This is a genomic window from Chryseobacterium takakiae (assembly GCF_900129385.1).
GTDB classification, from domain to species: domain Bacteria; phylum Bacteroidota; class Bacteroidia; order Flavobacteriales; family Weeksellaceae; genus Chryseobacterium; species Chryseobacterium takakiae.
Genome location: NZ_FQVO01000002.1, coordinates 294,998 through 317,634 on the forward strand (window position 1 = coordinate 294,998; position 22,637 = coordinate 317,634).

Consider the following 22,637-nt stretch of genomic DNA (forward strand, 5'->3'; position numbering starts at 1 on the left):
GTATAAAAATTTAGAAAGGATACCCGATTGCAATGTTCAGAATAAGATTATCTTTTCTCCAGCTGGAATCTCCGAAATTAATCTTATCAAAAGTCCAGCGGTCGCCTCTTTCATAATAAGGCACTCTCAATGGCATTGCAAGGTCGAGTCTCAGAATTAAAATAGAGAAATCAAGTCTCAGACCAACTCCGGCTCCCACGGCAATTTCACTTAAAAATTCTTTGGAAAATTTCGCGCCAGGCCTGTCTGTATCTTCATTTACCAGCCAAACGTTTCCTGCATCTGCAAAGACGGCAACATTTAAAAATTTGTATAAATTAGCTCGGTATTCTGCATTCAGCTCCAATTTTATATCTCCGGACTGATCAAAATAATATCCGGATTCAATGGTTCTGGGATCAAAACTTCCCGGCCCCAACGTTCTTGCACGGAATGCTCTCACACTGTTGCTTCCCCCGGAAAAGAACTGCCTTGAAAAAGGAATATATTCTGAATTTCCGTAAGGATAGGCAACGCCGGCAATAGCACGGGTCGCAAGGGATGTTTTTTCATTGAATTTATGATAAAACCTGAAGTCATTCTCAATTTTGGCGTATTGGCTGAAAGGGACTCCGAAAATGCTTTTCTCTTTGTCTTTCTTTACGTTCGCGCCGGTCAATAAGCCTGTAATATTTCCTGCCAGATCAAGGGTTCCTTTATAATAAATCGTATTCGCTTTCGGCAGCATGGTGTTGGTATAGGTGTATGAATATGTTGGGCCAAAAATAAGCTGGCGTTCAACTACTCTTCTCATTGCATCACTTTTTTGCGAAATTGAATCATATAACGGAGTTATATTGGCAGGAGAAACGTAAGTAATATCCAGGATTTTCAGATCGTGTTCCTTTCTTGCATTTTCTTTCCATACATATCCAAAAGAGCCAGTAAAGGTATTTAACGTGTAATATTCCGTACGGTTCTGGAATTCATAGCCCAGCGTAATGTTCGTTCTAGGAACAAAAGCACTGGAAGAATTAAATCTGAATGGCGCCACAATTCTCGGAATGGAAAGCTGTACATTCGATCCTGCCCTGAAAATATTTTTGGCGTTTTCCGGCCCGCCGATCTGCACATCAAATGCACCGTACACCGATGCTTTGAACTGTTCCGCACCTCTGAAAAAGTTGCGGTGTGTCCAGTTGAGGTTAAGCTCACTTCCTGCGTAATTGGCAGAGTTGGTTCTTCCCAGCGCTTCCAGGCGGAGCGATTGAAGTTCCCTCGGAGTTAATAAATAATAGGCGTCAAATTTATGTTGCAAAGAATCTGAAACCTCGAATTCATTTTTTACAAATTTAAATACCCCTAAACTGATCAGTCTGTTCAACGTAAGGTTATGATTGGTACGGTTGTAAAGATCTCCTCTTTTGAAATACAAAGCACGGTCAAAAATTTTCGGTTTGAATTTATGTTCGGGATCGATAACGTAAATGTCTTCATGAGCATATTTCTGAAGAGAATCCGGATTCATCGGCACACTGTATTTTCCTTCTTTTACATCCCGGATGTTATAATTCGGGAAAACAACTACTTTGTCTATACTGAACTGCTGGGTGGAAAGATCCGGAGTGTTGTCTTTCAGTTTTACATTCAGCTCTACCTTGTGGTTTTTGCTTATCGTGCTATCTGCCTGAACAATAATATTGTCGGGATGAAAATAATAAAAACCGCGTTCTTTCAAACCATTGTCAATGCGTTCCCTTTCGGATTTTATTACATCCAGGTCAAAAGGCTGTCCTTTCTTTAGTAAAGTTTTATCAGTAAGATTCTGAATTTCTCTGTTAACCAGTGTTGAATCCTGCTGGAATTTCACATCGCTGATAAGATATCTTGCTCCGGGACGCAATGTGTAAATTACTTTTGCTTTCTTATTACGGGAAACCGTATCATAAGTAGCATTAGCATTAAAATATCCCTGGTTTTCAGAATAATTTTCAATGATATCTTTGTTAAATTCACGGTCTACATCACCAAGCAGCACGGGTTTTTCACCCACTTTATACTTCAGCCAGTAATTGAATCCTTTTTCTTTTTTAGGCTCTTTGGCAATATTATAGAAAAAAAGTTTTGGCCTTAAACCTAAAAAACTGGAATTGGGCTTAGGGGTGAGATTGTCTTCCAAAGCGGATTTAAGATTTTTTTTCTCCTTCTTGGAAATCGTATCATTTTCGATATTTATTTCCGCTCCCGTATAAAGCATTTCGCCTTCCTTCAGATATCTCGTATTACACGAAACTACCGCAGAAGCCATCCCGAATGTTAATGCATATTTGAAGTAGGTATGATAGTTTTTTTTCATTTATTTAAATTCTACAGCTTGATTCTGGTTGTTTTTTCTTCTTTCCTTTTGCTTCTTCTCTTTTCTGGATCTTTGGAAAATATCGCGGAATTTGTCATAATCCAGCGTAATGATAAATCCTAATCCGGTCTCCACGATCTGTCCCTGAAGCGCTACCTGGTATTCATTTTTACGATAGGCCCGAAGCATATATCTTCCGTCTTTGGATAAACTATAATCTACAGTTACGTCTCCCGCGATGTTGGTCATATTTTCATTCTGACGGGCTTCTCCCTCCAATCCGAAATTGCTTCCTACCGAAACTTTCAGCCTGTCGTTCAGTAGTTTTTTACTGATGTCAACATTCAGGTCGGTTCTGGTATTCTGGGTTCCTGTGGAATAATCTTCTGAGGATTCCAGGTCAAAATTCAGGTCAACTCCTTTGATGAGATCAGAAGCAAGATTATTCAATTGCTGTGAAAGAATTTTACTTACACTTTGTCTGGCCATCATTTCCCCGGAAAGTCCTGCTCCGGATTCAAAAGGATTTTCACCGATGAACCTATTCAGTAACAACAAAGCAAAAACCTGTTTGTTCATCTCGGATTCCTGGGTTCTCAGCTGCGCCAGTTTCTGGTCTACAATATCGGTAACGTTGGAAGAAACTGCGTTGTTTTTCTCATCGGTAGTAATATCGAACGTAATAACAGGTTTCAGCAATTCACCCTGCATTTTCAATAAGGTATTGAAAGGGATTCTCTGCTTAAACTGATTCAATGTTGATGCTTCTTCGCCGCTGATCTGCTGTTCTACGAGATCAATCGGGGCGGCTTCTGTTTTATAGACGGCTGTAATATCGAGTGTAGCGGTAGTCGGTTCGCCGGTCCAGGTAATGGTACTCCCTTTCTGGATATCGAATTTTCTTTTTAAAACACTTACCGTCATTTCATAGCTTCCGGATTCCACTTCATAAACACCTACTAAAGTTGTTTTCCCTGAAGGATCGATTCCTCCCGTCAATTCTGCTTCCCCCTGAAGTTTTACGAAATCTCCGTTTGCTTTATCAATGAGTAATGAAAGTTTTGCTTCTTTGCTCAGCTCAATATTGACGTTCACATCCATTCCTTTAATCCTGCTTTGAGAATTTGAAGAATCTGCCTTGATGGTTTTATTTAAAGCGACCTGATCCTGATCAATAAATTCAACAATGCCTTCTCTTTCCTGTAAAGTGGGAGAGGACTGCGGAAGGACAAATGTAAAATCGGTATCGTCAGCAACAGACAGACGTCCGTCCACTTTCGGTAAGTCTAAATTTCCGCGAACCTGTAAAGCGGCATCAATAGAAAGAATTCCATACATTATGGCTTCGTTGGATTTTTCTGAATTCACGACCTTGAAATCTTTAGCATTCAGGTCAAGATTAAAGGCAAAATCCCTGTACGTCTGGGTAAGAACCTGTCCGTCGATATTCATAGAATTTCCGTCCCTGTCATTGATTTTAAAATTGTTAAATTCAATACCGCGGCTTGTAAAATCAATTTCATCATTCAGCTTTCTGAAATCACTTCCTGTTTTGGCAATTTCAAGTCCGGCATCATTGAATTTTACTTTGCCTAAAATATTCGGTTGCGAAGAAGTTCCTGTGATTTTCAGGTTTCCGGAAATATAACCTTCCGTGTTGGTGATGGCGTTCATAGAAAAACCCTGTACGGATTTCATCTGAAGCTGGTTGATCGCCATATTCAGGTCAAAGGTGCTTGAAGAAGTGTTGTAATCTCCTACAATTTTTACATCATTATTATTTCCGGAAAGCGCAATATCCGCATTGAGAACTTTTGGTGAAGTATTATTCACTTTTACCGCAAGGTTTCCTACAGGATTTTCATAAACAATAAGATCTGAAATATTTAAATCTGAAGTAAACGTCATGTTTTTTGTAAGATCACGCAGCTGTGCCGTTCCGTTGATATTTCCTCTTGCCAGCAAGGTGTCTTTTTTAATAAGCTCGGTAATGGTTTCTATTTTAAAATCCTTTAGAGAAACATTTAAGGGTGCGTTCGGAGACTGCGTTTCAGATTGTAAGAGGATCTCGCTGCCTCCTTTAGAAAGCCTGAAATTATCCGCCAAAATACCGGCATTGCTGATCTGGATTTTATTTCCTTCAGCTACATTCCAGTCGGTGTAATTGAGTTTTAATCCATCCGGATTGAGGGAAATTTCCGTAATATCGTTCATGGATTTTGCATTACCGGCAATCAGGAACTGCGTTGCATCTTTTGCATCTTTGGTGGTGATGTTGTAATTGATGGTATTTTCGGCAATATTTCCTCCGACATTTACTTTATTTAATGCAAAACTGGAACTTTTCAATGATGCAACATTCAGATTGTACTGCAATGCCTGATTTTCATTCGTAACCTGCAATCTTGCATTTTCAATAGAGTTTTCACCGTATAAAACCTGCGGAATCTGTCCGTCGACTTCTATTTTCTGAGAATCTGCATCATAATTTCCTGTAATATTGATGGTTTCAAAACTTTTCAGCTCCGGTACAAATTTTCTGATGAGGTCGTCATTTTTAATTTTAGCATTAAAGGTAAAAAACTGTCCGGCCTCGATTTTTTGATTTTTTGCAGGCTTTTGAAACTGATAATATTGGTTGATGGTCTGGCTTAAAGCTCCAAATATCTGGGTAAGCCTGTATTTTCCTCTCAGCTCCACATCAGCAATCTGCGAATTGAAAATGATATTGGTAGAATCTGCAGTGGACGATGCTTTCAGATTGATTTCCTGAACAGGATAGATTTCTTTGGTATCCGAAAAGGCAAAATCTTTTAAATTCAGATATCCGTTCAGATGATCCGGATCTAAATTGGTAAAATCTCCGTCTATTTTCCCTGCAAGAATCATCTGGTCTTTATAGAATCCCAGCTTGTTAAGATCAAGTTTCAATATATTTCCGTTTACCTTTACTGTAGGATTCTTTTCGTTATACACTCCGGATGCCGTAAGCTGCATGTTGGCATTAGGATCTTTGGAATTTAAAACAATATTGTAAGCGCCATGTCGTATTTTTCCGGTAAGATTCATGTTCTGATAGCGATAACCTTTGTACACTGCGGATGCAACATGTCCTCTCAGGTCTGCATTGGCATTTTTGAAATCGAAGCTTTCGCCTTTCGCATAAATCTGCGCAGAAACAGAACCGATGTCTTTATTTTTAATAATTTTTCCGATCTGTAATCCCTGAAGATTGGCCTTTACATCATACAGTTCACGGTTTTTTCTGCGCATATCCACTTTTGCATTTACAGATGCATTTCCTAAAGTAGAGTAGAGGTTCAGGTTGGCATCTACAATTTTAGTTGTTCCTTTTGCGGTCCCTTTAATGCTCATATTCGAAGGTAGGGCAATATTGGAAGGAATGGTATTCTTCGGAACGAGATTATAAATCGTTTTTGCTGAAGATGATAATTCGGCAATTCTGAGGTCGTAATATAAATTATCGGGATTGGTAGCGTTTTTAATTCTTCCTGATGCTGCTACTCTCAGCTGATCAATACCTGATACTTTAAGATTGTTGATCAGAAGATCGTTTACATTGCCTTTTACATTGGCATTAACATTTAAAACAGCATTTGGATATCTGTTAAATGGTGAAGTATTTCTTAAATTAGGAGCCAGATTCAGAATATCCGCAAAACCTACTTTTGAATCTTTAATATTTGCTGAAATTTTAACAGCTCCAAGATTTGAAGAGAGCTGTTCAATAGAATTATAATTTAAAACCACCTCATCACGCAAAATCGTTCTTGAAGTTTCCAGGTAAAGATCTTTTAAATAAGCTTCTTTTTCGTTGTATACGAAATCGGTGTTGAATTCACGGATATCTAATCCTCTTGCTTCCTGAATTTCAGCAGAATTTACCGATCCTGCAAAAGTGTTATTTTGCATTTTGAATTTTCTTACCTCCACATTAAGCTTTGAAAAATTCAGGTGGTTAAAATCCATTCCCTGTCTGGTAGGCGCAATAGCAGTATTGTTATAAGCTACTTTTACGTCATTAAGAACAAGTTTTCCCAACAAAAGACTAAGTGCTTTCTGCTGTTCGGACGTTTTAGGATCTTTAGATTCATCATTTTTTGGATTGGCATTTTTAGAGGGAAGATAAAGATTGGCATTGATGTTGGCGCCGGAAAGAAATACATTGTCTACATCATAGGCATTATTTTCAAGATCAAGTTTGTTGACCTTTGTACTGAGCTCTTTAAACAAAACTTTGGCAAAGGTTTTGGTATTGTCGTCCCCGTAATCGATATCGAAATTGGTGAGTTTTATTCCTTTTAATCCGATCTGCATCGGCTTTTTATTGTTAAGCGAATCTACTTTCTTTTCAACTTTTTTGGAAACTTCTTCTACGAGATCCTGCTTGAGTTTAAGTTTCAAGCCGTCCAGATTAATATCATTAACGGCATAAGAATTATTCTGAAGATCAAAAGTTTTTACTCTCGTATCAAAAGATTTGAAGTAGACCTTAATATCATTACGCGACTGTTGATCATTGAAGGTAACCCCAATGTCTTTAAGCTTGATTTTATCTAAAGAAATAATAAAAGGTTTTGAAGGACTTTCTTCTTTGTCGGTAGTTGCAAATGCATCAAGGATATAATCGAAATTGAATGTGCCGTCCGGTTTCCTCACCACATTCGCGCGGGCGCCTTCCAGCTCAACGGATGTGATGTCTGCGGTAGAACTGATCAGCTTCATCATATTCAAGCCTACATCCAGCTTTTTTACGGCGAGTAGGGTATCGATATTCTGACCTTTTAAATAAAGATTTTCCATAACAAGGCTGTTCGGAAATCCTATGTAAACCCTTTCCAGGCTTACTTTTGTTTTGATTTTTTTTTCTAGGTAAACAACCAGTTTGTCTTTAACGAAGTTCTGAACGGCGGGAAGCCTTAAGCTAAGAATAAGTAATACAATAAATACCAAAATAGATATAATGGTAATGACAAAACGCCGAAAGAGTTTTCTTTTGTTGATTTTCAGTTTCAAGAGTGATTGGGTTTAAAACAAATATAGCAATACTAATCGTACTGCTCATCTGTTGTGGTACCCTTTGCGTATGCAAAAATCCTGCCTTGACTGCCAATCTAATGGAATTTAGTTTAGTTGAGTGTCAAGTGAATAGTTGATGCTGACAGTCAAAGCCCGGATTTATGTGTTTAAAAAGCCCCCTTTTTGTTCATTTCATAATTGAAAAGGTTAGCAAAAATGAATTTATAAATGTTAGTTCAGTTAATAAAAAGGGGGCTTGGCATGGTTTAAGATAATATGTTGAGATTAAAAGTTTTAGTCATTTCCGTTTTCCCATTGTACTTCCTGGCCCTGAGGCGCAGCACCACCCTGAGCCGGCGTAATAGGAGCGGTTTCCTGGTTGATGTGGTAAATGTATGCTGCAATTTTTTCGGCATCTCTTCCGGTGATGGTTCCTTCTTTGATTAAAGGCCGCATCGTAGGATTATTCGGGGATCCGTTTTCAAGCATCCAGAACACATTTTTAAATAAGCTTTTTTCTTTTATGTTGATCCAGTATTTATCGGTAAGATTCGGGCCGATACCTCCTTTTGCTCCATCTCCGTGGCAGGTTGCACAGTTGGTTTTAAAAAGTTCTTTTCCTTCGGCTACATTATCTGCGCTGTATTTTGCAGATTCAAGGTTAATTTGCGGAGCTGTTTTCTCATATTCTGCGATGGAAGCAAGCATGGTTTTGGTTTCATGATTTAATTCTGCGTCGGGATGTGCATATTCGGTGAATGAAAACGCGGTAAGATAGACGGCACAGAAAATACATCCGAACCAGAAAAGGCCGATCCACCATTTTGGAAGTGCATTATCCAATTCTGTAATCCCGTCGAATCCATGATCAATAAGGATGTCTTTCTCCTCTGTAGCAGACTGTTTTTTGAAAGCTGAATTCCATAGTTTCTGAAAATAAGGTGTGCTTTTTTCTTTGATATATAAAGCTTTTTCTTCATCCGAAAGCTTGCTGAAATTCTGATTTTCGATGAGGTCTCCAATGGAATTCATGATCAGAAGCAGGATAATGGCAATCAGTATTAGTCCCCAGAAAAAAGGAGACGAAAAATATCCTGAATCGTGTGCGAACATTTCGAACGCCATGATCGTTAAACCTAAGGTAACAACGATGTATACTGAAATGGGGGTTCTTGGTTTCATTACTAATTCATTTTAATTATCTGCACTTGCGGTTTGAATCTGAGTGGTTTTAATATCTGTTCCCAATCTTTGCAAATATGCAATCATAGCTACGATTTCTCTGTCCTCAAGCGGAACGAAGGATGCTCCTTTTGCTGCTCTGTCTTTTTCCATCTGCTGCTTCACATCTGCCGCTTCGGAATAAATTCTTTTAACAATACCTTTTGCCTGGTTGTCTGCCCATTGGTTGGCGGAATCGATCTCGGCTTTTGTGTAAGGAACATCGAAATAATTTTTCATCAGTTTCATTTTGTCAACCATTTGTTTTTTGTCCAGTTTGTTGGTAACCAGCCATGGGAAACGAGGCATGATAGAACCTGCTGAAGTAATTCTTGGATTATACATATGTTTGAAATGCCATGAATCAGGATTTCTTCCTCCTTCTCGGTGCAAATCCGGTCCTGTTCTTTTTGATCCCCAAAGGAACGGTCGGTCGTAAACAAACTCTCCTGCTTTGGAATACTGTCCGTTTTTACCTTCGAATCGTACAATCTCGTCGCGGAACGGTCTGATCATCTGGGAGTGACAGGCATTACATCCTTCTCTGATATATAAATCTCTTCCTTCCAGTTCCAGCGGAGAGTATGGTTTTACGGCAGTAATCGTCGGCACACTTTGTTTTAATGTTAAAGTAGGGATGATTTCCACCAGACCACCGATTGCCACGGTAATGAAAGCCAGAATAGCCATGATTCTCGGAGTTCTTTCAATCCAGAGGTGTAAACCTTCGCCTTCTTTTCTGGCGCTTCCGATGTTGGCTAAAGCCGGAGCTTCTGCAGGTACGTTTTTCTGGAATGAACCTGCTCTAATGGTTTTGATTACGTTTACAACCATTAAAATGGCACCTGAAATATAAAACAGACCTCCTAAGAATCTCATTTTGTAGTACGGAATAATTGCCGTTACCGTATCCAGCCAGTTTTTCCAAACCAAGGTTCCGTCCGGATTGAACTGCTTCCACATTAATCCTTGGGTGAAACCTGAAATATACATTGGAACCGCATAGAAAATGATTCCCAACGTTCCCAGCCAGAAATGTAAGTTGGCAAGTTTTTTAGACCAAAGGGATGTTCTCCACATTACCGGAATCAGGTAATAAATAATTCCGAATGCCATGAAACCGTTCCAGCCCAATGCTCCGATGTGCACATGACCGATTACCCAGTCGGTGTAATGTCCTATTTTATTTAAAGATTTTGTTGCCAATAACGGCCCTTCAAACGTTGCCATACCGTAACAGGTTACCGCTACCACAAAGAATTTAAGGATTGGATTTTCTCTTACTTTATCCCACGCGCCTCTCAGCGTTAACAATCCATTCAACATACCTCCCCAAGATGGTGCGATTAGCATGATAGAAAAACCTGTTCCTACTGCCTGCGCCCATGCTGGTAACGCGGTGTACTGAAGGTGGTGAGGTCCTGCCCAAAGGTAAACGAAGATCAGTGACCAGAAGTGGATAATGGATAATTTATAAGAAAACACCGGTCTGTCCGCAGCTTTTGGTAAAAAATAATACATCAGACCCAAAACCGGCGTTGTCAGTACGAATGCAACAGCATTGTGACCATACCACCACTGCACTAAAGCATCTTTAGCTCCTGCGTATATAGAATATGATTTCCATGAAGTGAATGATAATGGGACTTCCAGATTATTGAAGATGTGAAGCATCGCTACGGCGATCCATGTTCCCAGATAGAACCAGATGGCAACATAAAGATGTCTTACTCTACGTTTGGCAATGGTACCAAACATGTTGATTCCGAAGATTACCCAGGAAATGGTAATTAAAATATCAATAGGCCATTCGTGTTCTGCGTATTCTTTAGAGGTATTGATCCCCATCAGGAAGGTGATCACTACGGAAACAATCATGATCTGCCATGTCCAGAAGTGTAGCCAGGATAAAGTATCGCTGTACATTCTTGTTTTCAGCAAACGCTGCATGCTGTAATAGGCCCCGCAGAAAAAAGAATTACATACAAAGGCAAAAATAACAGCGCTGGTATGCAGCATTCTGATCCTTCCGAAGCCTAAAGCTCCTTGGGTATTAATTAAGCCCTGAATATTTCCTGAAGCCAGACTTTTAATGGTGCTGTCATCTGTTCCAAATAAAAACTCCGGAAGTTCCGGGTAAAAAAGCATCAGTGCAGCGGTAAGACCAAGTAAAAAACCAACCAGACCGAATGCAATTGTAGCATAGAGAAATGCTCTGACAATATTATTGTCATAATTAAATTTTTGCGTCTCCATAATTCCTAAGGTGTTGTCCTGAAGTGATAATTCTTATCTTAAAACAAAAGTTTTACTGTAAATTTTTAACCTAAGTCTTAACAAATAAAAATATCATGTAGCGTAATAATGTTTTGCCAAAGGTATTCACTAACTTTGTCTAAGGCTAATAGATATCCTTCTAAAATATACCGAAAACTACTAAAACGGCATGGCATGAAAATATGTGGTCAAAACATTAGGAAAATCCGCAGAAGTAAGGATTTAACACAGGAATATATGGCTTTTGAGATGGGAATATCGCAAAAAGCATATTCTGATATTGAAAATTCAAAAGTAAAGATCAATCTGGAAATTCTTACGAAAATTTCTGATATTTTAGGCATAAAGCCTTCCGAGATTTGCAGCATTTCCGATAAATGCGGAACGAATGATTACGAAGAAAAATACAACGGACTGCTGGAATACATAAATAAAAAAGGAATATCCATTCCGGATGATTTTCAGTAAATAATTATAATTAAACTAATTTCAAAATGAATTTAAAAAGGGCAGGAGTTGTTTTGTTGGGAGCTTTGGCAATGACGATTGTTTTGTTTTACATCGATATTAATTTTTACAATGATTATGATTTTACCAAAGATAATGTCAATGAAATTTTGTTTTGGTCATTTGTGAGAGGATTGGTGATTTCCATCGCTGTTAATATCGGCAACCATTACCGGGAAGTCCGGAAGAAATAATTGATGATATAAATAGTATTAAAAATAAACTACCCGTTGAGTTATCAATAACAATAATACAAACAGGAAAATGAGAAACAATATTTATATTTTGTTGTTATTATTTTTATGCACAAGCATTAATGCACAAGAATATTCGAAATTAATAAGTGAAGCTGATCAATTATATAAAGCAAAAGATTATAAAATGTCTACGGATTTATATAATAAAGCTTTTAAAATTGAAAGCAAAAATCCAAGTCACTTGTATAATGGTGCCTGCGCATCTTCTTTGGCAGGAAATACAAAAACAGCATTTAAATGGTTGAACTTGTCAATAGAAAATGGCTGGACAAATTTAAAGCACTTAAATTCAGATAGTGACTTAGAAAATTTACATTCAAAGAAGGAATGGGGAAAAGCAATTGAAAAATTAGAAAAAAAAATAGCGTTGATAGAAGCAAATTATGACAAACCCTTGCAGGCCGAATTATTAACAATTCTTGACGAAGACCAAAAATATAGAATTCAAATGAATGAAACTCAAAAAAAATTCGGTCAGGATTCTAAAGAAATGAATGATCTTTGGAAAATAACAATTCAGCAAGACTCTATTAACTTATTAAAAGTAAAAAAAATATTAGATGAAAAAGGTTGGGTTGGTAAAGACAAAGTAGGCGCACAAGCCAATAGTGCGTTATTTCTTGTAATTCAACATTCAGATTTGGAAACGCAAAAAAAATATTTACCCATGATGAAAGACGCTGTAATAAAAGGAAATGCAAATCCAGGGTCGTTAGCTTTGTTAATTGACAGAATAGAAATTCGAGAAGGTAGAAAACAAATATACGGAAGTCAAATAGGAACCAATCCGGATAATAAAACTCAATATGTTTTACCCTTAATTGATCCTGACCATGTTGATGAAAGAAGAAAAGAAGTTGGCTTAGGTTTAATGTCGGACTATGTTAAAAACTGGAATTTAATTTGGGATGTTGAAAAATATAAAAGTGAGCTACCCGAATTAGAAAAGTTAAATAAATAGGAAAAATGTCTGTTGCCAACAATGGCAGATAATTATGTAAAGTGTAAAGAATTTCGGATCGAAGCAAGCGAAAAATAATCGGTTATGTACTTTCTCAAAATAAGAATGACTGGCAATAACCAACCTCTATAAATTCCCTATTAACATTAAAACAAAAACAGGAAAAATGATAAACATTTCTCCTGTTATGTAGACTCACAGGGATTCGAACCCCAGATGACTGAACCAAAATCAGTAGTGTTACCGCTACACCATGAGTCTTTCTCTGTTTGAGTGGTGCAAATTTACAGCTTTTTTCATTATTTGCAAGAACTTTTTGAAGTTTTTTATAAATTTACGCTTCCTTTATTCATGATAATTATGCTGATAGACTTCAAAAATCTCAATCTGAATCAATTACCATCCAAAACCGAATTTGAAAAAAAAGTCAAAGCTTTTTTGGAAGAATGGTTTTCCTACAAGAAAACAGTATCGGTGCAGACTTCCGGTTCCACCGGAATTCCCAAGATTTTTGAAATTAAGAAGCCTAAAATGATGGCTTCCGCAGAAATGACCTGCAATTTTTTAGGGTTAAAGGAAGGAAATGTCGCATTACTGTGTCTTCCGGTTGAATACATTTCCGGGAAAATGATGATCGTCCGGTCTCTGGTAAGGCATATGAAACTCATCATTACAGACCCTTCCACAAGACCTTTTCAAAACCTTCAGGATAAAATAGATTTTTGTGCTATGACACCTCTTCAGGTGGAAAATTCTCTGGATCATTTACATTGGATAAAAAATATAATTATTGGTGGAGCAGCCGTTTCAGAAAGTTTAAAAAAGAAAATTTTTAATACACTCGGAACAAAAGGATCTCAACGGATTTTTGAAACTTATGGAATGTCGGAAACGCTTTCTCATATAGCGTTGAAACAAATTTATCCTGTCTCGGAAGCATTTTTCACCGCTTTTGAAAATGTTGATATTTCTACCGATGAAAGAGGCTGCCTGAGAATTTTTGCGCCTCACCTTAATGCTGAAGTTTTACAGACTAATGATTTAGTTGAAATTAAAAATGATAAGCAGTTCAGGTTTTTAGGTAGAATAGATAACGTCATTAATTCAGGAGGTGCTAAAATTTTTCCGGAACAGCTGGAAGCTTTGGTGAAGAAAGAAATTCCCAATGAGATAGTTTTTATTGGAAGGGAAGATGAACGTTTGGGACAAAAATTGATATTGGTTATAGAAGGACAGGAGTCTCAGGGCATCATCAATAAAATTACAGCTATACCTTTTGAGAAAAGTTTTTATAAGCCTAAAGAAATTATTTTTATTGAAAAAATTCCGAGAACGCCAAACGGAAAGATCAACAGGATTGCATTGAAAAATATTCAGTAGGTTATTTAATTTGATAAATTATGAAAGACTTTTCAAAAGAGCTTAGCTTTAAAACCTCACGTAGCAGCGGTGCAGGAGGGCAGAATGTCAATAAAGTGGAAACTTCCGTTACGGTTCTCTGGAAAGTTTCCGAGTCCGGATTTTTTAGTGATGAACAAAAAGAGCGTATCCATCATAAGCTTAACAACAGGATCAACGCCGATGGATTTTTATTTTTAACAGTATCTGAAACCAGAACCCAGCTGATGAATAAAAACAAGGCCGTTGAAAAAATTCTCGAAATTGTTGATAAAGCTTTGATTATACCTAAAAAACGCCTTGCTACAAAACCTTCAAAAGCACAGAAGCAGAAAAGGCTGGACACTAAAAAGAAACTTTCTGAGAAAAAGGATAACCGAAAATTCAGGTATTAATTTTTAACTAGAATCATAGTGCTGATCAGGGTTGAAATTTTCCTTTCATAATTCGTTTTATTGCTATACTTTTGCGGCAAAATAGTAAACTAATGATCAGAAAACTTATTGTTGCCGCATTCATTTCTATATCGGCGCTTTCATTTGCACAGAAATTTTCAATTATTCCTTCGGTGGGATATGCCTGGAGAACGGCTAAAACAGTTCCGGGACTTTCCAGAGAGGAAGAAGATTATGTAAAGGGGCTGAAAAGCGGAATGAATTTCGATATCTCCGCATACTATCAGGTAAATCCAATTTTATCTGTCGGAATAAAATATTCCAATTTCAGTGCTTCCAGCGATGGTTATATTTTAGGGTATGTAAATAATATGCCTGTTTCCGTTCCGGTTACCACAAAAGATCAGATTAATTTTTTCGGTCCTGCTGTGATGATTTCCAATTTTACTGAACAGACCAGACATAAAATGTTTGTTGATGTTGGTTTGGGAGTTATCTCCTACACTACCAAAACAGCGAATGTAAAGGGAACGGGATCTAATCTTGGTGCCGAACTTAATTTAGCTTATCAGTACCAGATCACAAAAAATATTTTGATCGGACCAAAACTTGGTCTTACTGCCGGAACACTCAACAAAATGAAAATTAATGGTGTTACTTATGATTTTGATGAAGATCAAAAAGAAGGTTTGCACAGAGTTTCTTTGAGTGCAGCCGCTACATTCCGTTTTTAAGTTTTATCTTTGCAAAAAATAATTAAATGAGCAAACCGATTACTGAATTCATAGAAAAGTATTATCTGCACTTTAATGCAGCGGCATTGGTAGATGCTTCAAAAGGATATGTGGCGCATCTTAAGGATGGCGGGAAAATGATGATTACTTTGGCGGGTGCAATGTCTACGGCAGAATTAGGAAAAATTCTGGCAGAAATGATCCGTCAGGATAAGGTAGACTTTATCTCTTGTACAGGAGCAAACCTGGAAGAGGATCTTATGAATCTTGTAGCGCACTCTCACTACGAAAGAGTTCCTCACTACAGAGACCTTACGCCGCAGGAAGAGTGGGATCTGCTGGAAAGAGGACTGAACAGGGTAACGGACACCTGTATTCCTGAAGAAGAAGCTTTCAGAAGACTGCAGAAACACATTTTTGAAATCTGGAAAGATGCGGATGACAAAGGAGAAAGATATTTTCCTCACGAATATATGTATAAAATGATCCTTTCGGGAGTGCTGGAGCAGTATTACGAAATTCCGAGAGAAAACTCATGGATGATCGCTGCAGCAGAGAAAAACCTGCCGATTGTTGTTCCGGGATGGGAAGATTCTACAATGGGAAATATTTTTGCTTCTTACTGCATCAAGGGAGAACTGAAGTTTTCTACCATGAAATCAGGGATTGAATATATGGCTTATCTTGCAGACTGGTATACGAAAAATTCATCAGGAAAAGGAGTGGGATTCTTCCAGATCGGAGGAGGTATTGCCGGTGATTTCCCAATTTGTGTAGTGCCAATGCTGTATCAGGATATGGAAATGCATGATATTCCGTTCTGGTCATATTTCTGTCAGATTTCAGATTCTACTACTTCTTACGGTTCTTATTCAGGAGCAGTTCCAAACGAGAAAATCACCTGGGGCAAGCTTGATATCACCACACCGAAATTTATCGTTGAAAGTGATGCCACTATCTGTGCGCCGTTGATGTTCTCTTATATTTTAGAGAATTCATAAGCAGAACTGGAAATTCAAAGCTTACACTTATATAGACGTCCCAATTTTTGGGACGTTTTTATTTAAAAAACATAATCTGCAAATCAGCGATTTTATATTAATAATGGCGTGCCCTTCCCCACCATTCCAAAGGCTTAGGTCGGGCTTCTGCAGGCTCCACTTCGTTCCGGTCTCAGAGAGACTGCTCGCTTCGCTCGCACCCTCCATATCCCTCACGCAAATCAGTCCAGCGAATTCACCAGCACGTAATACCGATACGCCAGGATTCCTTTTTGAATCTTTGTCAGCTTGTTGGGGTCTTTATCACTTAATTTGGGAAGCACTACTTTATTTACCCTGTTCAGCCAACGGAAAAATGATTTTTTCATAGCAGCAATTTGTAGGTTGATATTCAAAAATTATGCAATCATGCGTTGGTGAAAGCAAATAAAAATTGCCCGCATTTCTGCAGGCAATCTTAACACTTCATCACACTATTTATGAATTTCCGTACATATTGGATTCACCACCGTCGATGGCGATCACCTGTCCGGACACATATCCGTTTTCATCACTTAACAAATACGCTACGAGATGAGCCACATCTTCCGGATTTCCCAGTCTTTTGGTTGGGTTTCTGGAAGCATATTCTTTTTCTGCCGTTTTCGGATCATCAGGATTTACTTGCCTGAAAGCCTCGGCAACCATGGGCGTAAGAATCGCTCCAGGTGCGATGGCATTGGTCAAGATGTTGTCTTTGCCATATTCCAACGCTGCATTTTTGGTCATCCCGGCTACGGCATGTTTGGTAGCAACATAAGCTGTTTGATTCAAAACGCCGCGTATTCCTCCTACAGAAGCTACATTTACAATTTTTCCGCCACCGTTTTTCTGTAATTCAGGAATTACATATTTCATTCCGTAATACACGCCCAAAAGGTTGATATCAATTACCTTTTTAAAAACATCAATATCGTAATCCACTAACGGAGCCTGTTTACCTTCAATCCCGGCATTGTTATACAGTCCGTCAACCTTTCCGAATTCTTTCACGGTCTGGTAGACATAATTTTTCACATTCTCTTCCACGGAAACATCTGCTGCAACTGTGAGAAATTTTCTATCCGGGAATTTCAATACTAATTCTTCTTTGGTCTTATTTAGTGCTTCATCATTATAATCGACAAGAGTGAGATCGGCTCCTTTTGACACCAGCACTTCTGCTGCTGCCAAACCCAATCCCATTGCGGCTCCTGTAACAATTATTACTTTTCCTTTTAAATTCGCCATAATTTCTGAATTTTTTCTTGTAATAAAATTACAGACTAAAAACCGCTCTGATCTTGATCTATGATAAGAATACCACAAATTAAATAGAATTGAGATGATATTTCTTAATTTTGACTTTATGAATCCTTTATATGAATGAAGTTTTTAAACAACAGGTTTGGGAAATCACGAAATTAGTTCCCAAAGGAAGAGTAACGAGCTACGGAGCGATCGCGAAAGCAGTGGGATTTCCCAACCACTCACGGCATGTGGGTAAGGCAATGGGAGGATGTCCGCCGGATATTCCCGCCCATCGTGTGATTTCAAGCTCAGGAACTCTGTCGGTGCCGGAATTTCAGCAAAGACTCGAAGCCGAAGGAATTGTTGTTGAAAATTTCAGGATCAAAGATTTTAAAAAATTGTTTTGGGATCCAATGCAGGAATTATGATTTAGAAAAATCGGGATTCTTTTCAGCTTGTGGAGCCACGAAGTGGCGACCAATAGTAGGATTGGATGCGAATCCAATCGAAAAAATTAATGCCAATCAATCGGAGCCACGAAGTGGTGACCTATATCAAGGTCGGATGGTAATCCGACTGTATAATAATAAAAAGTTTCGGGGCGACTTTGTCGCCCCGAAACCCTTAAATCATCAGATTATTTTTCCAGTTGCTTATAGCTTCGCTGGATAAAATCGGTAAGCTCTTTTCCTTTTAATAGATTCTGAGAAAGCTTTGCCAGATCCAAAGCATATTGAATAAGTCCTGCTTTTTCTTCATTTTCTGCTTTCAGAATTTGTCCGGCAAATTCACTATTGGCGTTCACCACAAGGTTGTACATTTCCGGGAAGCCTCCCATACCGAACATTCCGCCACCACCGGTTGCCTGCATATCCTTCATTCTTCTCATGAATTCCGGCTGAGTAATGGTGAATGGTGCGTCCGTGCTGTCCAAGTCTTCAAGCTGAACAGTAAATTTCTTATCAGTAATTGCCTCTTCAACAGATTTCTTTAATGATTCTTTTTCCGTTTCATTTAATTTAGCAATAACAGGCTCGTCTTTCTTGATGAGGTTATTGATGTGATCGGCATCTACTCTTGCAAAAGAAATTTTTTCTTTGGATGTTTCCAGTTTCTGAATCACATGAGGAATAATCGGTGAGTCTAAAAGAAGTACTTCATAGCCTTTATCTTTTGCAGCCTGAATATAACTATGCTGTTCGTCAGCATTAGAAGCGTACAGAACAATGAGGTTGCCGTCTTTATCCGTTTGATTAGGCTTGATTTTCTCTTCCAGCTCATTCCACAGGAAATATTTACCGTCGGTAGTAGGATAGAGGGTGAATTTATCAGACTTTTCAGCAAATTTTTCTTCTGTTATAATTCCGTACTCGATAACTACTTTAATATCGTTCCATTTTTTCTCATAATCTTCGCGGTTTTCATTGATCAGAGAAGACATCTTATCGGCTACTTTCTTGGTGATGTATGAAGAAATTTTCTTTACTGCACCGTCTGCCTGAAGATAAGAACGGGAAACATTCAGCGGAATATCCGGAGAATCAATCACTCCACGTAGCAGCATTAAGAAATCAGGAACGATCCCTTTTACCTCATCCGTTACAAAAACCTGATTCTGGTACAGCTGGATTTTATCTTTTTCAATATTTAAGTTGTTGTTTAATTTAGGGAAGAATAAAATTCCGGTCAGGTTGAACGGATAATCAACATTTAAATGGATGTTGAACAAGGGTTCCTCAAACTGCATCGGATACAATTCATGATAGAATTTCATGTAATCTTCATTGGTCAGCTCGCTTGGAGCGATTGTCCATGCCGGAGTCGGGTTGTTGATGATATTGTCAACTTCTTCCGTTTCTGCAACGGCATCTTCAGGAGCGTCTTCCGGTAAAGGTAGTGTATGGGTCTTTGTTCCGAACTTGATAGGAACGGGCATGAATTTGTTATACTTGAGCAACAGTTCACGGATTTTGCCTTCTTCTAAAAATTCTGTTGAATCTTCTGCGATATGAAGAATAATTTCCGTCCCTCTTTCAGTTTTATCAGTTGTTTCTTCTAATGTAAATTCCGGACTGCCGTCGCAGATCCATCGAACTGCCGGTTCATCTTTATAGGATTTCGTTACAATTTCAACTTTCTCTGCAACCATAAAGGCAGAATAAAATCCAAGCCCGAAATGCCCGATAATTCCGGCATCTTTTGCAGTGTCCTTGTATTTTTCCAAAAACTCCTCAGCTCCGGAAAAGGCTACCTGGTTGATATATTTTTCAACTTCTTCGCCTGTCATCCCGATTCCCTGATCGATAATGTGAAGGGTCTTGTTTTCTTTATCGATCTTTACTTCAATTTTCGGATTTCCGTATTCAACTTTTGCCTCTCCGATACCTGTGAGGTGTTTTAGTTTTAGAGTTGCATCTGTTGCGTTGGAAATTAACTCTCTTAAGAAGATTTCGTGGTCACTGTAAAGAAACTTTTTAATTAAGGGAAAAATATTTTCCACCGATACATTAATATTTCCTTTAGTCATAATATTTAGTTTTAATTTTTGTTTTGTTTCTCAAAAAAAATACCGTTCGGCAGAAACTGACATTTTGGCATTAAAGTAAAATGCAAAATGTAAAAAGTGAGAGGTTAGAAGTGAGAAGTTAGAAGTGAAAAGTTAAAGTTTGCAAAGTATAATTTAATTTTCAGGTTGATGATGTTGATAGTAAAAAAGGCAGTCTGAAAAGACTGCCTTTGAATATTTTTAAATTAAATTTATTTGTTTTTTAATTCTTCCTTGATTTTATTTTCAAGTTCTTCCGCTAGTTCAGGATTGTCTTTCAATACATCTTTAACCGCATCACGGCCTTGTCCGAGCTTGGTGTCTTCATAGCTGAACCATGATCCGCTTTTCTTTACAATTCCCTGTTCTACAGCCTGATCCAGAATTTCCCCTGTTTTGGAAACTCCTTCACCGTACATAATATCAAATTCTGCCTGTTTGAAAGGAGGTGCTACTTTATTTTTCACAATCTTCACTTTAACGCGGCTTCCGATGGCCTCATCTCCCTGCTTGATTGGTGCACTTGCTTTTCTGATATCCACTCTTACCGAAGCGTAGAATTTCAAAGCGTTACCACCGGTTGTTGTTTCAGGATTTCCAAACATGACCCCGATTTTTTCTCTTAACTGGTTAATGAAAATCACGGTACATTTTGTTCTTGAAATCGTTGCTGTTAGTTTTCTTAGTGCCTGAGACATCAATCTTGCATGAAGACCCATTTTAGAATCTCCCATTTCTCCTTCAATCTCTGCTTTTGGGGTGAGCGCTGCAACCGAGTCAATTACCACGATATCAATAGCTCCGGAACGGATTAAGTTATCAGCAATTTCCAAAGCCTGCTCTCCGTTATCCGGCTGAGAAATGATGAGGTTTTCAAGATCGATTCCCAATTTCGCCGCGTAAGTTCTGTCGAAAGCATGCTCTGCATCAATAAACGCCGCAATTCCGCCAGCTTTCTGAGCTTCTGCAATAGCGTGAAGCGTTAAAGTTGTTTTACCGGAAGATTCAGGACCGTAGATCTCGATGATTCTTCCTCGAGGGTAACCACCAACTCCAAGAGCGATGTCTAATCCCAGAGATCCGGAAGGAATCACTTCAATAGTATTATCCACAGAACTGTCGCCCAATGTCATTACCGTTCCTTTTCCGTATGTTTTATCTAGTTTATCAAGCACCAGTGCGAGTGCTTTTTTCTTGTCGTCTATATTACTCATCTGTTGTTTAAATAATTGATCAAAAATACAAAAAATTAAGGTCAAAAACTAATATTATCTACCATTAAAAGTAGTTTTTATAGTTAAAAAATGATAAAATTTAATGCGTGCAACTTATTTTTGAATTACTAAAAAATATTTCACTTAAATACTTAAATGATTAACATTATCAGTTGTTTACCTAATGGAAATTAGAATTGTTGGTAATGCTAAGATAATCTCCTAAGACTTTCAACTGGCCTTTATTCCCTTTCCGGATTCTCTGATCTCGGCTCACAAGTTTATTGTAAATTCTATTGATCAGCTTTTTGGTAACGGGAAATACTCTTTTATTGCTTACTTCAGGAATTTCAAGTCTTTTGCAGACTTCATCGTCTAGTAAAAACCAAGTACAGGAAATATGCAGATAGCGTAAGTTTCTTCTTTGGAATTTGTACTTTAAAATCGGATTTTCCAGCGATTCATTCAGTAAAGAGTGGGCCAGCAAAACGGAATCTTTATCAGCCGGCGGCTGAACGGAAGTCCACATATAGAAAAATTCGGTAGCCTGTTTTTTGTTGTCTGGCAATAGTTTTTCCGGAATTCCCAACAGGTAACCTACATATTTCCACAGATGAAAAAGTCCATTTTCTTCGTGTGCTGAAAAAGTGTTTCCAAGTTTATGCAAACTATGCAGGAAAACCAGGCTGAATCCGATATAGGTTGCCATCATGTCCCATGAATTTATGGGTTCGCCGCAGTTTTTGATATCCCAGTTTTTGTAGTGTTTTCTGATGGAAAGCCTTGCGTAGGAATGGATCAGTCTTGTTTTAATGGCAAACTCATAGCCTTTTTTGTGAACTTCAAGTGCATTATATCGGGTAACATTTACCCAAAAATCAAGTGTTTCTGAAAGCCTTTTTACTGCGCCTTTTTTTAAAGCTTCGGTTATGATAAGTGGCTTGTTCAGATAGGCAAAATCATAACCGCCCATCAGACAGTAATCCCGAAGAGATATCAGGGAATCCAGATTGGCTCTCATGCAAAGTTCTGCACCGCTTTTTAATAAGTCGTAATTCAGCCATTCCGGAATAGTCTGTGTTTGCAAAAACATGTTTTTAACACTTTCAGGAATATCATCATTTTCAGAAACGCCATTCCGGATATACTGTTCGACTTCCTTTGAAGCTTCACGAAAACTTTTAGTAAAATAAATATCTTCCACGACATGATCTCCAGCTTCATCCACATGATAATAGTAGGGCGAGAACTTCTCAAAATCTTTAAAGCTCACTTCAGCGCCGGTAAAATCAATCAGTTGTTTTCCGTTTCCTTTTGTCCAGAAGTCTTTGAAATGCGGGGAGTGTTTATAACGAGGCTGTAAAATAGTGGTTTCCATTACTCATAAAAGTACAAGTTTTACGCCGAAAGTAGAAGGTGAGATTTGTCAGTTGCGCGGGTTAAAAATACTACAAAAGGGTAATTTCTTGGTGTTTATGGATTT

17 protein-coding genes and 1 tRNA gene are annotated in these 22,637 nt (G+C 38.1%); 8 read left to right on the plus strand and 10 right to left on the minus strand.

Going from position 1 to position 22,637, the window contains the following annotated elements; genetic code table 11:
• Positions 1 to 10 precede the first annotated feature (10 nt).
• From tamL to ccoN, 4 genes are all read right to left on the minus strand, one after another.
• Positions 11 to 2,335, minus strand: coding sequence for a translocation and assembly module lipoprotein TamL (tamL, locus tag BUA76_RS04450; protein WP_072883608.1), 2,325 nt, complete (start codon positions 2,333 to 2,335; stop codon positions 11 to 13).
• The gene (locus tag BUA76_RS04455; protein WP_083573156.1) at positions 2,336 to 7,372 is read right to left on the minus strand and encodes a translocation/assembly module TamB domain-containing protein; all 5,037 of its coding nucleotides are present in this window, start codon (positions 7,370 to 7,372) and stop codon (positions 2,336 to 2,338) included. It abuts the gene before it with no gap.
• Between the two features lie 297 nt (positions 7,373 to 7,669).
• A complete protein-coding gene (locus BUA76_RS04460; protein ID WP_072883609.1) occupies positions 7,670 to 8,557 on the minus strand; it encodes a cbb3-type cytochrome c oxidase N-terminal domain-containing protein in 888 nt (295 codons plus the stop codon).
• Between the two features lie 12 nt (positions 8,558 to 8,569).
• A complete protein-coding gene (ccoN, locus tag BUA76_RS04465; protein WP_072883610.1) occupies positions 8,570 to 10,852 on the minus strand; it encodes a cytochrome-c oxidase, cbb3-type subunit I in 2,283 nt (760 codons plus the stop codon).
• 195 nt (positions 10,853 to 11,047) lie between these two features.
• On the opposite strand from ccoN, the gene BUA76_RS04470 reads away from it, so the two are divergent.
• From BUA76_RS04470 to BUA76_RS04480, 3 genes are all read left to right on the plus strand, one after another.
• Entirely contained in the window at positions 11,048 to 11,341 is a 294-nt protein-coding gene (locus BUA76_RS04470) for a helix-turn-helix domain-containing protein (protein WP_072883611.1), read from the plus strand.
• 26 nt (positions 11,342 to 11,367) lie between these two features.
• Positions 11,368 to 11,574 (plus strand): hypothetical protein, encoded by a 207-nt coding sequence (locus BUA76_RS04475; protein WP_072883612.1) that lies wholly within the window; start codon positions 11,368 to 11,370, stop codon positions 11,572 to 11,574.
• Between the two features lie 70 nt (positions 11,575 to 11,644).
• Positions 11,645 to 12,598, plus strand: a complete 954-nt coding sequence (locus BUA76_RS04480) for a DUF6624 domain-containing protein (RefSeq protein ID WP_072883613.1) — start codon at positions 11,645 to 11,647, stop codon at positions 12,596 to 12,598.
• A gap of 190 nt (positions 12,599 to 12,788) precedes the next feature.
• On the opposite strand, the gene BUA76_RS04485 is transcribed toward BUA76_RS04480, so the two are convergent.
• Positions 12,789 to 12,859, minus strand: a tRNA-Gln gene (locus BUA76_RS04485).
• A 99-nt stretch (positions 12,860 to 12,958) separates the two neighbouring features.
• Between BUA76_RS04485 and BUA76_RS04490 the strand changes: the two genes are divergently transcribed.
• The 4 genes from BUA76_RS04490 (at position 12,959) to BUA76_RS04505 (ending at position 16,126) form a co-directional block, all read left to right on the plus strand.
• The gene (locus BUA76_RS04490) at positions 12,959 to 13,978 is read left to right on the plus strand and encodes an AMP-binding protein (protein ID WP_072883702.1); all 1,020 of its coding nucleotides are present in this window, start codon (positions 12,959 to 12,961) and stop codon (positions 13,976 to 13,978) included.
• A gap of 20 nt (positions 13,979 to 13,998) precedes the next feature.
• Entirely contained in the window at positions 13,999 to 14,391 is a 393-nt protein-coding gene (gene arfB, locus BUA76_RS04495; protein WP_072883614.1) for an alternative ribosome rescue aminoacyl-tRNA hydrolase ArfB, read from the plus strand.
• Positions 14,392 to 14,483: 92 nt separating this feature from the next.
• Complete coding sequence (locus BUA76_RS04500) at positions 14,484 to 15,125, plus strand: hypothetical protein (protein WP_072883615.1); 642 nt, start codon at positions 14,484 to 14,486, stop codon at positions 15,123 to 15,125.
• A gap of 26 nt (positions 15,126 to 15,151) precedes the next feature.
• Positions 15,152 to 16,126, plus strand: coding sequence for a deoxyhypusine synthase family protein (locus BUA76_RS04505; protein WP_072883616.1), 975 nt, complete (start codon positions 15,152 to 15,154; stop codon positions 16,124 to 16,126).
• A gap of 221 nt (positions 16,127 to 16,347) precedes the next feature.
• On the opposite strand, the gene BUA76_RS19170 is transcribed toward BUA76_RS04505, so the two are convergent.
• Together BUA76_RS19170 and BUA76_RS04515 are read right to left on the minus strand one after the other, a co-directional pair.
• A complete protein-coding gene (locus BUA76_RS19170; RefSeq protein WP_178337299.1) occupies positions 16,348 to 16,494 on the minus strand; it encodes a hypothetical protein in 147 nt (48 codons plus the stop codon).
• Positions 16,495 to 16,603: 109 nt separating this feature from the next.
• Complete coding sequence (locus tag BUA76_RS04515; protein WP_072883618.1) at positions 16,604 to 17,395, minus strand: glucose 1-dehydrogenase; 792 nt, start codon at positions 17,393 to 17,395, stop codon at positions 16,604 to 16,606.
• 131 nt (positions 17,396 to 17,526) lie between these two features.
• Between BUA76_RS04515 and BUA76_RS04520 the strand changes: the two genes are divergently transcribed.
• Complete coding sequence (locus tag BUA76_RS04520) at positions 17,527 to 17,823, plus strand: MGMT family protein (protein ID WP_072883619.1); 297 nt, start codon at positions 17,527 to 17,529, stop codon at positions 17,821 to 17,823.
• Between the two features lie 209 nt (positions 17,824 to 18,032).
• On the opposite strand, the gene htpG is transcribed toward BUA76_RS04520, so the two are convergent.
• From htpG to BUA76_RS04535, 3 genes are all read right to left on the minus strand, one after another.
• Entirely contained in the window at positions 18,033 to 19,922 is a 1,890-nt protein-coding gene (gene htpG, locus BUA76_RS04525) for a molecular chaperone HtpG (RefSeq protein ID WP_072883620.1), read from the minus strand.
• A gap of 230 nt (positions 19,923 to 20,152) precedes the next feature.
• On the minus strand, positions 20,153 to 21,154 hold the full coding sequence (gene recA, locus BUA76_RS04530; protein ID WP_072883621.1) for a recombinase RecA: 1,002 nt from the start codon (positions 21,152 to 21,154) through the stop codon (positions 20,153 to 20,155).
• Between the two features lie 181 nt (positions 21,155 to 21,335).
• Entirely contained in the window at positions 21,336 to 22,532 is a 1,197-nt protein-coding gene (locus BUA76_RS04535; RefSeq protein WP_072883622.1) for an oxygenase MpaB family protein, read from the minus strand.
• Between the last annotated feature and the right edge of the window lie 105 nt (positions 22,533 to 22,637).

Bases quoted from the DNA above. Each gene is read 5' to 3' on its own strand.
- BUA76_RS04480 (WP_072883613.1), top strand. From the start codon at position 11,645: ATGAGAAACAATATTTATATTTTGTTGTTATTATTTTTATGCACAAGC.
- BUA76_RS04535 (WP_072883622.1), bottom strand. From the start codon at position 22,532: ATGGAAACCACTATTTTACAGCCTCGTTATAAACACTCCCCGCATTTC.
- BUA76_RS04500 (WP_072883615.1), top strand. From the start codon at position 14,484: ATGATCAGAAAACTTATTGTTGCCGCATTCATTTCTATATCGGCGCTT.
- BUA76_RS04505 (WP_072883616.1), top strand. From the start codon at position 15,152: ATGAGCAAACCGATTACTGAATTCATAGAAAAGTATTATCTGCACTTT.
- recA (WP_072883621.1), bottom strand. From the start codon at position 21,154: ATGAGTAATATAGACGACAAGAAAAAAGCACTCGCACTGGTGCTTGAT.
- BUA76_RS04515 (WP_072883618.1), bottom strand. From the start codon at position 17,395: ATGGCGAATTTAAAAGGAAAAGTAATAATTGTTACAGGAGCCGCAATG.
- BUA76_RS04470 (WP_072883611.1), top strand. From the start codon at position 11,048: ATGAAAATATGTGGTCAAAACATTAGGAAAATCCGCAGAAGTAAGGAT.
- BUA76_RS04490 (WP_072883702.1), top strand. From the start codon at position 12,959: ATGCTGATAGACTTCAAAAATCTCAATCTGAATCAATTACCATCCAAA.
- ccoN (WP_072883610.1), bottom strand. From the start codon at position 10,852: ATGGAGACGCAAAAATTTAATTATGACAATAATATTGTCAGAGCATTT.
- arfB (WP_072883614.1), top strand. From the start codon at position 13,999: ATGAAAGACTTTTCAAAAGAGCTTAGCTTTAAAACCTCACGTAGCAGC.
- BUA76_RS04520 (WP_072883619.1), top strand. From the start codon at position 17,527: ATGAATGAAGTTTTTAAACAACAGGTTTGGGAAATCACGAAATTAGTT.
- htpG (WP_072883620.1), bottom strand. From the start codon at position 19,922: ATGACTAAAGGAAATATTAATGTATCGGTGGAAAATATTTTTCCCTTA.
- BUA76_RS04475 (WP_072883612.1), top strand. From the start codon at position 11,368: ATGAATTTAAAAAGGGCAGGAGTTGTTTTGTTGGGAGCTTTGGCAATG.
- BUA76_RS19170 (WP_178337299.1), bottom strand. From the start codon at position 16,494: ATGAAAAAATCATTTTTCCGTTGGCTGAACAGGGTAAATAAAGTAGTG.
- BUA76_RS04460 (WP_072883609.1), bottom strand. From the start codon at position 8,557: ATGAAACCAAGAACCCCCATTTCAGTATACATCGTTGTTACCTTAGGT.
- tamL (WP_072883608.1), bottom strand. From the start codon at position 2,335: ATGAAAAAAAACTATCATACCTACTTCAAATATGCATTAACATTCGGG.